At 60.5% G+C, this 11,849-nt stretch carries 12 protein-coding genes and 1 tRNA gene; 3 read left to right on the top strand and 10 right to left on the bottom strand.

Translation table 11 applies throughout. From position 1 onward, the window contains the following. Positions 1-164 precede the first annotated feature (164 nt). Complete coding sequence (locus BLS61_RS23615; protein WP_167358694.1) at positions 165-329, bottom strand: hypothetical protein; 165 nt, start codon at positions 327-329, stop codon at positions 165-167. A gap of 173 nt (positions 330-502) precedes the next feature. Between BLS61_RS23615 and BLS61_RS02750 the strand changes: the two genes are divergently transcribed. Together BLS61_RS02750 and BLS61_RS02745 are read left to right on the top strand one after the other, a co-directional pair. Next, positions 503-2,416 carry a bifunctional metallophosphatase/5'-nucleotidase gene (locus BLS61_RS02750; protein ID WP_090427015.1) on the top strand — a complete coding sequence of 638 codons (1,914 nt, stop codon included), beginning with the start codon at positions 503-505 and terminating at the stop codon, positions 2,414-2,416. A 296-nt stretch (positions 2,417-2,712) separates the two neighbouring features. Next, a complete protein-coding gene (locus BLS61_RS02745) occupies positions 2,713-3,627 on the top strand; it encodes a DMT family transporter (RefSeq protein WP_090427013.1) in 915 nt (304 codons plus the stop codon). A gap of 200 nt (positions 3,628-3,827) precedes the next feature. On the opposite strand, the gene BLS61_RS02740 is transcribed toward BLS61_RS02745, so the two are convergent. The 3 genes from BLS61_RS02740 to BLS61_RS23340 form a co-directional block, all read right to left on the bottom strand. After that, positions 3,828-4,274 carry a hypothetical protein gene (locus BLS61_RS02740; RefSeq protein WP_090427011.1) on the bottom strand — a complete coding sequence of 149 codons (447 nt, stop codon included), beginning with the start codon at positions 4,272-4,274 and terminating at the stop codon, positions 3,828-3,830. Positions 4,275-4,299: 25 nt separating this feature from the next. After that, complete coding sequence (locus BLS61_RS23610; RefSeq protein ID WP_090427008.1) at positions 4,300-4,464, bottom strand: hypothetical protein; 165 nt, start codon at positions 4,462-4,464, stop codon at positions 4,300-4,302. Positions 4,465-4,569: 105 nt separating this feature from the next. Then, a complete protein-coding gene (locus BLS61_RS23340) occupies positions 4,570-4,779 on the bottom strand; it encodes a hypothetical protein (protein WP_139205530.1) in 210 nt (69 codons plus the stop codon). 239 nt (positions 4,780-5,018) lie between these two features. On the opposite strand from BLS61_RS23340, the gene BLS61_RS02730 reads away from it, so the two are divergent. Next, a tRNA-Met gene (locus BLS61_RS02730) sits at positions 5,019-5,095 on the top strand. A gap of 64 nt (positions 5,096-5,159) precedes the next feature. Here the strand turns inward: BLS61_RS02730 and BLS61_RS02725 are convergent. From BLS61_RS02725 to BLS61_RS23335, 6 genes are all read right to left on the bottom strand, one after another. Further along, positions 5,160-5,981, bottom strand: coding sequence for a hypothetical protein (locus BLS61_RS02725; RefSeq protein WP_090427005.1), 822 nt, complete (start codon positions 5,979-5,981; stop codon positions 5,160-5,162). Positions 5,982-6,056: 75 nt separating this feature from the next. Beyond that, positions 6,057-7,043 (bottom strand): phage integrase, encoded by a 987-nt coding sequence (locus BLS61_RS02720; protein WP_090427002.1) that lies wholly within the window; start codon positions 7,041-7,043, stop codon positions 6,057-6,059. Beyond that, complete coding sequence (locus BLS61_RS02715) at positions 7,040-8,323, bottom strand: hypothetical protein (protein ID WP_090427000.1); 1,284 nt, start codon at positions 8,321-8,323, stop codon at positions 7,040-7,042. The genes BLS61_RS02720 and BLS61_RS02715 overlap by 4 nt, the downstream gene beginning before the upstream one ends. A gap of 121 nt (positions 8,324-8,444) precedes the next feature. Then, entirely contained in the window at positions 8,445-9,746 is a 1,302-nt protein-coding gene (locus BLS61_RS02710; protein WP_090426997.1) for a zonular occludens toxin domain-containing protein, read from the bottom strand. Positions 9,747-9,748: 2 nt separating this feature from the next. Continuing rightward, positions 9,749-10,108, bottom strand: coding sequence for a DUF2523 family protein (locus BLS61_RS02705; protein ID WP_090426994.1), 360 nt, complete (start codon positions 10,106-10,108; stop codon positions 9,749-9,751). 5 nt (positions 10,109-10,113) lie between these two features. Further along, on the bottom strand, positions 10,114-11,784 hold the full coding sequence (locus BLS61_RS23335) for a hypothetical protein (protein ID WP_139205529.1): 1,671 nt from the start codon (positions 11,782-11,784) through the stop codon (positions 10,114-10,116). Positions 11,785-11,849: the final 65 nt, after the last annotated feature.

Here is an 11,849-nt window from a genome sequence, read left to right as displayed (position 1 = left end):
GCCCGAACGAATCGCGACACCCTCAATATCGCTTGGTGCGCATGGCGCACCCTACGATGTGCATGCAACCACGCGACCCATAGGGTGCGCCGCGCGCACCGGCTTTGCACAACGCCGTGCCGAACGAATCGCGACCCCATCATCGCTCGATGGCATGGCGCAACCTACGCCAACGCCAGATGCACCCGTAGCGCAATCGGCACCAGCATCAGCAACACGCCCAGGCCCAGCACTCGCACGCCCCATTCGTGTTCGCGAAAGTTGAAGCCGACTCCCAGCAACAGGAATCCGCCGATCAGCAGCACCAGCATCAGGTGATAGTGGTCCATCGCTCTTCTCCGCTTCGCTGTCCTGCTTTGAGCCTAGTCGCTGTGGCGTTCTGCCGTGCTGACCTGGGGCAATGAATGCCTGACTCGATTGGCGACAAAGTGCGTCCCGATCGGTCGCTGCCTGGCGTAATGGCCTGCTCCATACTGTGCGCAGTCATCGTCAAGGATCGTCCATGCGCCTGTTTTCCTCATTCCTGCTCGCCGGCCTGCTTGCCGCCGCGCCGCTGGTCGCTGCCGAGCGCAGTTTCACCATCCTGCACAGCAACGACTGGCAGTCGCGTCTGCTCGGCTTCGGCCCCTACAACGAGTACAGCCCGGCGACGCTGAACGATGACGACACCGTAGGCGGCGTCGCGCGCCTGGCCACCCTGTTGAACGAACGCCGCGCAGCAGCCGGTGACGAACCCCTGCTGCTGCTCGATGGCGGCGACTTCACCATGGGCACGCTGTTTCACACCATCGCCCGCGAGATGGGCAGCGAACTGCGCCTGATGACCGAGCTGGGCTACGACGCCGCGGTGATCGGCAACCATGAATTCGATTTCCGCCCCGCCGGCCTCGCGGCGATGATCAGCGCCGCGCACAAGGCCAAGGGCGATGCGCTGCTGCCGTTGCTGTCGAGCAACATGCGCTTCGATCCGGCGAGCAAGGCCGATGACAGCCTGCAGGCGCACGCCGAGGCCGGGCGCATCCTGCCGTACAAGCTGATCGAACGTGGCGGCATCCGCTTCGGTCTGTTCGGCCTGCTCGGCAACAACGCCGTGGCGGTCAGCCCGATGATCAAACCGGTGACCTTCGCCGACCCGGTGGCCACCGCAAGGGAAACCGTGGCCAAGCTGCGCGAGGAGGGCGCCGAGGTGGTCATCCTGCTCTCGCACATGGGCGTCACCCAGCAGGCCGATGGCCGCTGGCGCGGCGAGGAAGTGGAGCTGGTCGAGCAGGTGCCCGGCATCGATATCGTCGTTGGCGGCCACTCGCATGTGGCGCTGCCGCAGCCGGTATTGGTCAACGGCCGTACCCCGGTGGTACAGGCCGGCTCGGAAATCCAGTACCTCGGCGAACTGCGCATGACCCTCGGCGCCGACGGCGTGCCGCGGGTGCGGGACTATCGCCTGCATCCGATCAACGACAGTATCGCTGGCGACGAGGCGATCACCGCCCAGGTGGAAGACTTCAAGCAGGTGGTCAGCGAGCGCATGCTGGCGCCCAAGGGCTATCGCTTCGACCAGTCGCTGGCCAAGGTCGACCAGAGCCTGGGCCGCGATTTCAGCGACCAGACCCTGGCCAATCTGGTGACCGACGCCCTGCGTCATGCGGTGGACGCCGACCTGGCCTTCACCGGCAACGGCACCATCCGCGACGACCTGCTCAAGGGACGCAACGGCGTGCAGGACGTGTCCGACCTGTTCCGTATCGCGCCGCTGGGTATCGGCCATTTCGATGACGAGCCCGGCTACCCGATGATCAAGGCCTACGTCAGCGCCCGCGAAATCAAGTCGCTGCTGGAGGTGCTGCTGCTCGCCTATCAGTTGCGCGACAGCCAGAGCTATTACCCGCGTGTGTCTGGCGTGCGCTTCAGCTATAACCCCTGGCGCGTGCCGTTCGACCGCGTCAGCCGCATCGAGATTGGCGATCCGGTCAGGGGTTACCGCGAGCTGGATCTGAACGACACGCGCCTCTACAGCATCGGGGCGACCAGCTACGTCGGCAGCTTCACCTGGCTGGTGCCGGACCTGACCAAAGGCCTGCTCGAGGTCATCCCCAAGGATGCCGAGGGCCGTCCACTGCCGCGCATCGAAGACGCCATCGTCGACCAGGACCCGGAAACCGAAGGCGTACAGGAGCTCAAGGAGTGGCAGGCGCTGCTCGACCATATCCGCAGCCTGCCGGATCTGGACGGCGACGGCCTGGCCGACATACCCACCACCGGCGCTGCCGCCGAGGTGCGCATGCTCCGCGCTCCCAGCCTGCATCCTGCCGAGCTGTTCCGTCTGGCCGGGCCGCTGCAGTGGGGTGTCAGCCTGGTGATTCTGGCCGGCGTGCTGCTGATTCTCTGGCTGCTGAGTCGCCCGTTGCGCCGCCGGTAGTGACGAGCGTCCCGCTGTAGGATGCGCCGTGCGCACCGAGGATTGACGCGCATCCGTGTATGTCCGCGCACAGTGCCTTCGAATCGACTGGTGCCGAATGACTGGTGCGCACGGCGCTCCCTAGGGTTCGCGTCCGTCCCGCAACCTTGCCAAGCTTTCAATGCCTCCGTATGGTGCAAAGCCGCCTGATTCGGAAGCTATGCAATGATCGCTCAGCACTGCCTGCTCGGTGACCGCGCACAACCGGCCAAACCCCTTCTGGATAAATGCCGCCCTGCAGCGGTGGCGCTTGCCTTATGAGCACACTCAACCATTCCCGCTCGCTGGCCTTCTTCGGCCTGCTGCTGGCCAACCTCTGCTGGTCCGGCAATGCCCTGGTGGCGCGTGCCTTCGCCGGCGAAATCGCGCCGTTCACCCTGTCATTCTGGCGCTGGTGCCTGGCGCTGGCGCTGTTGTTGCCGTTCGTGGCCGTGCCGCTGTGGCGTCATCGCGCGGCCGTGGCCAAGGCCGGCTGGCGCCTGCTGGTGCTCGGCTGCCTGGGCATCGCCGGCTACAACTCGCTGCTCTACAGCGCTGCGCAAACCACGGCGGCCATCAATATCTCGCTGGTCAACACCTGCCTGCCGCTGGTGACCTTCATTGGCGCCGGGCTGCTGCTCAACGAGTGGCCTGCGCGCCGTGCCTGGTGGGGCATGCTGGTGGCCGTGGTGGGCCTGGCGGTGCTGATCAGCCAGGGGCAGTGGAGCCGCCTGGCCAGCCTGTCCTTCAACCAGGGCGACCTGATCATGCTGCTGGCGGTGGTGGACTGGGCGCTGTATTCGCTGCTGCTGCGGCGCTGGGCCGCCTACCTGCAGCCGATTCCAGCGCTGGCCCTGCTAGGCGTGTTCATCCTGCTCGGCGTGCCGCTGATCCTGCCCTTCTATCTATACGAGCTGAGCCAGGGCGCGCACCTGGCGCTGAACGTCGCCAACCTCTCGGCCATCGCCTACACCGCCGTGTTCGCCTCGCTGCTGGCCTACCTGGCCTGGAACCATGGCATTCGCGTGGTCGGCGCCGCCAAGGCGGCTCTGACCAACTACGTCATGCCGGTATTCACCGCGTTTCTCGGCTGGGTGCTGTTGAACGAGAGCCTGCAGCTCTACCACTGGCTGGGTGCAGCGATGATCTTCGGCGGCCTGCTGCTGGCCACGCGGCCAGGCAAAACACTGTAGGGGCGGCGTCTCGCCGCGAACGCAGCGGGCACTGCATCACCCTGCAGGAGCCGCGCCCCGCGGCGAATCGCATGAACACCGCAAAAGCTTCGCCCCGGGGCGGGGCTCCTACGCAGGGCTGTAGCGCTTATTGGCCGCGGGTGGATCATCTTTCAAAGCCGACGGATGAATAAGGCGTCATCCGCCCTACGGCGATCCCCTCACTCCGGCTTCATCATCACGAAGGCTTCACCGCCTTGGCGATCATGCGTCAGGATGAACGGCTGCCCGGCGATCATCATCTTCACCGGCACCCTGCGCGGCACCGTGGTGCCGGCGTTGACCGCAGCGGCAGTCAGCAACTGGCGAGTCAGCGTTTCATCCTGCTGCGGCTCGCTGGTCACCACGCATTCATGGCTGACCTTCACCTGAATGCTCAGGCTCTTGTCCGCATTGAAACCGACGGTGGCGAAACCCATGTCGGTCATCTCGGTGATGCCGTGCTGGCGCGCCACGCTATGCGCTTCGGCGAAGCTCGGCGCCGTCTGCAGGCAGATATCGCGAAAGGCCTGCACCACGGGGGAGGTCACCGGCACTGGGGGCTGCGAGCCGAGGTTGGCGCAGGCGCCGAGCAGACCACAGCCGACAAGCGAAGCGAGCTTTTTCATCTCATCTTCCTTAATGAAGGGTTATTCAGGGTTGCTGGCAAAGATCATGCCCCAGCAACTGCGAGGCCAGACCCCTGGCCAGATAGGTTTCCACCACGCGACCATCGCCGCAGTCGGTCCTGTGACCGATGGCGATACCGATGGAAAGCAAGACGAACAGCGCCAGGCCGATATTCTGGATGGGCGTCATGACGGGACTCGTATGCGTGAACAGTAAGGCAGGATGAAGAGACGGGCAGGCGATGGCAAGCGCCAAACCCCATCGCCCGTGCGCCGGTGCGCGCGGGTGTGATGGTTACGGCAGCGTGATGGACACATCGCCCAGCATAAGGCGCGCAATGACCATCCAGGCAACCGCGCTGACGATACCCAGCACGCCGTAGCCGACGATGATGCCAAGCGCAATCTGTTTCCACAGCCCGGCGAAGCGGTTCGGTTCGTTGCGGTAGTGCGTCGGCATATCGCGCTCCGCGCGCAGATCGTCGAAATCGTCTCTCGCTCTCAAGGTATTCTCCTGGTTCGTTGGCCAGCGCGTCGGCGCTGCAGCCTGCTGGAGGCGAATTTTCCGGTATCGCCTGATCGCCCCGCAAGCGCCGTTCGGACGGTTTGGTTGTGAGCGGCAGGCGCGGAAACCAGCCCAGGCACGAGCTGCCAGCGCGGAAGCCTAACCGCTTGATAAAACGTAAATTTATCGATGATCTGGGGTTGACAGCGGTAGGCGAGACGCGGACAATGCGCGCCGTTGGCTACATAGCTCAGTCGGTTAGAGCGCAGCATTCATAATGCTGATGTCCCAGGTTCAAGTCCCGGTGTAGCCACCATATTTTTCAAAGGGTTAGCTTCGGCTAGCCCTTTGTCGTTTCTAGGGTAGTGACTACGAAGTGACTACGGCTTGCCTACAGCCGATATGCACCCTTGAACGGCAAAAGTGATTTCATCCCCCACCTTGCTCGCGATCAGCACCTGATCACCACCTAGAAAAGCGACGCGTTGCCCCTCTTGCAGAGGGCACTGTGCATGCTGGTACATCTCAAAGTTGTACAAAAACCATTTGGATGTACTTTCCAATAAGTCGTTGTAGGCATCTGCTCCGACCTGATACCAGCTGTAAACAACGAGAATTAAGGCTATTGGGCCTGCAACCTGAACAAAAGCAGTGATGCCCCTATAGCGAACAGTGCTGCCTTCCTTGTACCAAGGAAAAATCATCACGCGTGCATTTTCGTCTAGCAGGTTGAACATCAGAAAAATGGCAATAACACCTGCCCCCAGAATTAGGGCTGCGATAGAAAAAAGAAGCAATAAAGGTGGGGTAGCCAAAAGGCTTGTGAAAGCAATGGTATGCACAAACTGACTGGGATCGACTCCGGTGAACCCGTTAACAACCTGTGCAGCGCTGGCGATAGTAACGTTTGCTCCAGTGGCGAAAATGCCAACGAGAACGAGCTTGCCCAGCAATGTAGATACGATTGCTTTATAGGCGATGGTGAGGTCAGCAAGCATAGCCGCACCCCAATAAAAGGCCGCAAATGCTGCGAACGCCTTGTAAATCTCCCAGTTGAATTGCTTGAAAGGCAGACAGACCGCGAATAAAGCTAAGGCGTTGAAGTATGCTCGCTGATTCGGCTGGAGCGATTTGTACCAATGCCAGGAGCGCGATCGCAGTTGAGCCAGTGGGCTTTCTTCTGGCGTATTTGCCGTTTCCATGATGGTCCGTTGATGTCCTTATTGTTTGCCGTTTGGCTTTCATAAGGCATCCATGCCAAGCAATACAAGTCTGTTTCATACATTTACCCCACTTTGAGCAAGCGGAGAGAGCCGAAGCGCTGATTCCAGATGATTCGGTGACAGGTGTGCATAACGCATGGTCATTGCGATGGTGGAGTGCCCGAGGATGCGTTGCAGACCCAGGATGTCACCACCGCCCATCATGTAGTGGCTGGCGAAGGTGTGCCGGAGAATGTGGGTCATCTGGCCAGGAGTGTGGAAGCCGCAGCGCTGGTAAGCAGATCGGAATGCCGACCGGCAAGGCATGAACAACCGACCATTCCCAGGCATCCCCACCTTTAACGCAATCTCTTCGACCTCTTTAGGGATCGGCACCGATCGGGACTGGCGGTTTTTGGTCCGGTGAAAGTGGGCCTTACCGCCGAACAGCGCACCCCGTGGCAGGGATTCCGCTTCGTCCCATCGAGCGCCAGTGGCCAAGCAGATCAGCGCAACCGGGTAGGTATGGTTGTTGGTCGAGCGCTTGCACTCTTCCAGCAGTTGTTCGACCTGTTGCAGCGTCAGAAACGTCAGCTCGGTCTGGTCGGTCTTGATCTGACGAACCTTGGCCAACGGATTGTTGCCGACCCAGGCACCCAGGCGGATCAGTTCGGAGAAGACCGCCGACAGGTAGCGCTGTTCATGGTTGACGGTGTGCGGGCTGACGTCCTTTAGGCGTGTCTGGCGATAGCGTGCCCAGGCGAGTGCATCGAAGTTGGAAGCCATCGGATTGCCGAGGCGTTCGACAGTGGCCAGGGTGCGTGCAAGACGATGCTTGGCATCCTTGAGTGAGCAGCCGTGTAGGTCATGCCAGAGCGTCACCAGATCAGACAGGCGATCATCAAGCGGCCGGCCGGTAGCGTGGAGGCTGGCGAAGAACTCCGATTCATAGCGCTGGGCTGCGGCCTTGGTCTTGAAACCCTTCTTGCGAATACGGCGACCCGAGCGACCGTTTTCGTAGAAGTCAGCGGTCCAGGTGTTGCCGTCTTTTCTGGCCGTCATACAGCACGCCCCCAACGTACATGGCGTTCTTCCAAGATGCCTTTGATGTGCTTATACAGCCCGTCCTCATCCATGCCTTTGGCGGCATAGTGGTCACGGATCACCGGCCAGCACTCCCAATCCTTGAGGCGGTGAAATGCTCGCCTAGCGCCCACTCGCTCCCGTGCCAGCAGGCTGACGAAGTTTCCCAGGAATAGCTCGACGTTCTTCCCCGAGAAGCCCCGAGACGTCTTGTATTGGCGCTTGTACTCGGTTTCATCGACGAGGGAATCGACCGGCAGATCGACGCGCACATCGTCACGGATGAGCGTCCAGATGGGTTCGAAGTAGCCAGGGCGAGCCAGCAGCTTGAACTGGCGCAGGCCATAGCGCCAAAGGCCGTCTAGGTGCGGGGCAAAGGCGGCGTAGCTGTTGGTTTCGATGGTCTCGCCGCTGTGCAGATCGAACGAGCCGGAGGCGAATTGCTGGATGACTGAGTGGTGGTAACGCAGCTCTACGCGCCACACGTCTTGCTCGGGGTTGTAGTTGTCCGGGTCGGCTTCGTCGAAGCTGTCGCGACGCTTCCAGACGTTTTCCCAATAGTCGAGTTTGTCGATGGAGCGGGCCTGTTCGGTCTTGTTGTAGATACCCAGCTGGACACCACCAGCGGAGCCGAACAGGTAGGACTGGCCTTTACCGTAGGTGGCAGACTCAAGCGTCCACTGAATTTCCTTGATGCCGGAGATATCTCGGGCAGCACGTGCACGGCAGTGCATGCGGGCGACCAGATCGGCGGGAGGTTGCCAGCCCTGCAGGTCTAGCGCGAGGTGGACCGCGCATTGGTTGCGTTCAACGTTGGTCAGGACGTGGCTGGCGTAGTAGTCCAGGCGCTCCTGCAGGCGCTCGGGGCAGAACTGGTCGATGGCGTGGGGAGACACTTCGATTTTCAGGTGTGGCCCGATGTTCTCGATTTTGGCGTTGAAGTTCTTCACCAGCAGGATGATGCCCAGGTCGGCATTCTGCAGCTTGTACTGGTAGCCAGAATCCTTGCTGACACGACCCGAGTGCCAACGCTGGCCAGCGAAGTCAACGATGGTCCCTGGCTTGTCGAACAGACACATGATTTCCGGGCGGATCAGACCCCGATACAACTGGCGGACGGTATCGACGCTACAGGCCAAGATTCGAACGCCGGACAGATCCACGAAACCACCCGCCCGAGGATCACAGAACAAACGACTTTTCGGGTTCTCTTTCCCCGTTTCGATATCAATGCGGTAGTAGTCCTTTGGTGCACTCATTCTCTGTATCTCTCTGGTGTAACGTGGTTACTAAAATCGGTTTATCTGACGTGCTACAGGGACGTCAGCGGCGTGCGCGCCGCTCGCTCCCTCTGAACTGAACCGCTCGCTCGCGGCGCGCTCACCGCCACGGCCTCGCCGCGTATTCGCTGTTGGGAACAACGTTCACTGGTACAGCGCTAACCGTAGGAGGGGGCTTGCTGGTGCTTGTGGAGCCGATGGCTGCTGCGGCAGAAATGCCGTTGAGATCCTGCCGAGTGCCGGAGGCATCTCGTTGCTGGGGGCGGCCAGGGCAAAGGGCTGTTGCGACGTAACCCATGGGGTGGCTGATGTGTACGACGCAAGGGCCGAGGATGCGCACCAGATAGCCCAGGTTGCGTAGTTCGCTGAGTGACTGGCGCAGAATCTGGCCATCAGCATCGATGACATCGAACTGGCCAAGCTCGCGAATCTGGCCATCGACGTTGGCAACCATGACGGCACGAACGGCAAAGGTGCGAGGTGCGTAGGGGTGGTTCAGCTCACCAGCCAGTACATCAGGCGGCTCGTTAACCAGAAGATCACCAGCAGGATCAGTGCGCGTATCAGGAGGAAGCGCAGGGCTCGCCACACCGGGCGAAGTAGTTGGAGGAGCAGATTTCGCAGGGGCTTGAGCGCCGCCAGGAGAGCCGAACTTAGGTGTGCCAAGAGATAGTAGAGCGACAAACAGACAGGCAATAAATGCCAGTAGAAAAAGTAGCTTAGGCGACTTGAGCAGGCTCTTTCCGGCTTTGGTGTCTTGGGCCTTTCCGGTGGCGGTGGATTGGTAGAGCCGGAAGGTGTCGGGCTTGATTCGTTTGTATTCAATGATGGTGCCTTCGGCGGGTGGCCGGTTGAGCTGGGCGTCATGCTGGGCCTCCTTGTAGCGACCTTTGATGCCGATGACGGCGAGGTTGGAATGCTTGTAAGCCATCTCGCAGGTCATGCGGATGTCGTCGCGGATGTAGCTGATGTTGGGGGTGGTCAGCACCACGTCCCAGTTCCAATGGCGGTGGCGGGTCCAGCCGTCGAGCCAGTTCATGGGCCGGTCAGCGGCTTGGGCGGCTTCGGAACCGCCTGGGAAATCGAAGCGCTCCAGATCGCGTTCGCGCCAGGCTTTGGGGAAGACGAGCTGGGTTTCATCAAAGATGATGAAGGCGCCGCGGGGTGCCCACTGGAACCACGTGCGCATGCGCTCCATGTCGGCTTGCTGCTCAAGGTCGAGGTTGATGATGTCGACGGTTTCGGGCAGATCAGGCATGACCTGCAGCACGCGCTCCAGGGTGAATCCGCGCACGTTGGTGATGATCAATCGACCCTCTTTGAGGGCGGGCACGGCGTCGTCTTGAATCGCGCCAGAGGTCTTGTAAGAGCCGTTGGGGCCGTGGTGGATTTTGATCGACATGGTTAGCGCCCTATGAACGGTACGAACTTGAGGGCGAAGCGGGTGGAGAGCGCTGAGAAGATGATGTTCAGCGCTTGAGGTATGCCGAAGAAGTTGAGCGCGCTGACGACTTCGGCTGGCAAGGCGCCCCAGCGCTGTCGCACGGCTTCGGCCAAGCCGATGTCTTGCATGACCCCTTGGGCCGCTTCATAGGCCACTTCCAGGGCGAGCAGTTGCATCTGTACCCAGGAGTAGATGGCAGCCTTGGTCAGCAGGACCAAGCCGTCTTTGACGAAGGTGTAGATGCCGGAGCTGAGGAAGTCCCATACGAATTGGAAGAACGCGAGGACTTGATCGAGAAAGCCGGAAAGCCAATCGAGCATGGTGGTTACCCTCTGAGGACGATGATGGCGGCCAGGGCGACGGCGGCCAGGAGAAGCACGTAGCGCAGGTAGGAGAGCTGGTCGGAGTAGTCGGCCGGACAGATGCGCAGGGAGACACCGCCGGTACTGATGGAGAAAACTTCGCAAGGGAGCGAGCCGCTGCTATCGCTGAGGTTGAGGTCGAACACGCCCTTGAACAGGGCGCTGTATTCCCCCAGTTTCTGGTCCAGTTCGGCGCGGGCGTCAGCGATGCGCTGATCCCACTCGCTCAGGCCTTCGGCAAAGCTGCCGACTTCGCCTTGCTGGAGACCACGAGTAGGCCCTGCAGGGCCTTCGCTATCCTGATCTTCGCCGTCACCATCGCCATTGCCGTTTCCAGTGCCGGAGCCATCTTTGATGCCGCCTGAGCTGCTGCAATTAGGTCCAACGCACTTGGAGCTTTCGGAGGTGACGTTGCCATTGGCATCTTTGGTGGTGTGGCTGACGTTGGTCGTAACTTGGGTTGAGCAGGAGCCAACGCCCGAGCAAACGACCTTGGTTTGTGTATCGGTCTTGGTCGTAGTGGTGGAACCATCAGCGTTCTGCTTGGTTTCGACCTTGGTGTCGGTCATGGTCCCGGTAGAACTCGGGTTCTTGCCGTGGCAGGTGAACTTCCCGCCATTGACGTGGCTGGCGGTGCCGCAGTTGGTGTAATCGCCTGGCTTGCCGGAGTAGTCCGAGGACTTGCACGCCAGGTGACCGCCAAGGCTGTCTTGCACGAAGACATACACGCAGGGTTCTTTTTCGTTGACGATAGGCGCGTCAGGCGGGAGGCATTCTTCACCCTCAGGGCATATATCACCCGGCTCGACTGGTGGCGGGGCAAATACAGGCGGCGTACCGTCTGCGACTTCACCGGTGAAGTTGACCGCTACTCGGCATTCGACCGGGGCAGGGCCCAAGCTGATGGTGCCGGTCTTCTTCGGGGCAGGTGCTTTGCAATGGCTGAAGTCGAGAACGTTGGCTACGCAACCTTGCTGAACAATAGGCGGCGGCGGGATGGGGTTGCCGTTGTCATCGACGGCGACGACGGTGGTCGTAAAACGGGTGGACTCAGCGAAATGCTTGCACTGAGAAGGCTTATCCGCTTCGCGGAAGGGTACGCATTCACCTTGGGCGTTTTTGATTTTGGGAATCGTGGCGCCGCCAATGAATTCTTCACCGCACTTTTCTCCGTTGGGAACTTGTGGGGCTTCGCAAACACCATTGCCAGGATTGTAGGTTGTGCCTGATGGGCAAGAAGTGCCCTGACGATCTACGTGGACTGCGTTATTAGATGAAACAACGCCAGCAACATCAGTTCCTGCCTTGCCGCGAGCTTCATAAACACAACGAAACCTCACAGATGACAGCAGAACCATATCAGTAACTGAGTGGGTGTATTTCGGGGAGTAACCATCCAGCCAAGACATATATTGGTCACATGCGCCGCGCGGAGACGCAGAGGTAAAATGCTGTGCCTGCGCAGAAACCCGCCAGTAGTAATCTTCAGCACTAACACTCTGAGAGCAGAGCAAAGAAAGCAGCAAAGCTGCCGCAGTGACCCAAGCGCGATAACGCATCCTCACACCCCGTTGAGGAACATGAGACACAGCGCCCGGGCGGTGGGCTGCAGAAATAAACAACTCGTCGTTCATGGCAGCATCCAAAGAGAACCCCGCCGAAGCGGGGTCTGTTGCAACGGCTCTGCTGGTCAGAAGAA

Origin of the sequence: Ectopseudomonas guguanensis (genome assembly GCF_900104265.1) — a bacterium.
In the GTDB taxonomy this organism is placed as follows: domain Bacteria; phylum Pseudomonadota; class Gammaproteobacteria; order Pseudomonadales; family Pseudomonadaceae; genus Aquipseudomonas; species Aquipseudomonas guguanensis.
This window is presented reverse-complemented; position numbering and strand designations above follow the sequence as displayed.

Coding starts and splice junctions, on each gene's coding strand:
- BLS61_RS23615 (WP_167358694.1), bottom strand. CDS start 329: ATGGACCACTATCACCTGATGCTGGTGCTGCTGATCGGCGGATTCCTG.
- BLS61_RS02750 (WP_090427015.1), top strand. CDS start 503: ATGCGCCTGTTTTCCTCATTCCTGCTCGCCGGCCTGCTTGCCGCCGCG.
- BLS61_RS02745 (WP_090427013.1), top strand. CDS start 2,713: ATGAGCACACTCAACCATTCCCGCTCGCTGGCCTTCTTCGGCCTGCTG.
- BLS61_RS02740 (WP_090427011.1), bottom strand. CDS start 4,274: ATGAAAAAGCTCGCTTCGCTTGTCGGCTGTGGTCTGCTCGGCGCCTGC.
- BLS61_RS23610 (WP_090427008.1), bottom strand. CDS start 4,464: ATGACGCCCATCCAGAATATCGGCCTGGCGCTGTTCGTCTTGCTTTCC.
- BLS61_RS02725 (WP_090427005.1), bottom strand. CDS start 5,981: ATGGAAACGGCAAATACGCCAGAAGAAAGCCCACTGGCTCAACTGCGA.
- BLS61_RS02720 (WP_090427002.1), bottom strand. CDS start 7,043: ATGACGGCCAGAAAAGACGGCAACACCTGGACCGCTGACTTCTACGAA.
- BLS61_RS02715 (WP_090427000.1), bottom strand. CDS start 8,323: ATGAGTGCACCAAAGGACTACTACCGCATTGATATCGAAACGGGGAAA.
- BLS61_RS02710 (WP_090426997.1), bottom strand. CDS start 9,746: ATGTCGATCAAAATCCACCACGGCCCCAACGGCTCTTACAAGACCTCT.
- BLS61_RS02705 (WP_090426994.1), bottom strand. CDS start 10,108: ATGCTCGATTGGCTTTCCGGCTTTCTCGATCAAGTCCTCGCGTTCTTC.
- BLS61_RS23335 (WP_139205529.1), bottom strand. CDS start 11,784: ATGAACGACGAGTTGTTTATTTCTGCAGCCCACCGCCCGGGCGCTGTG.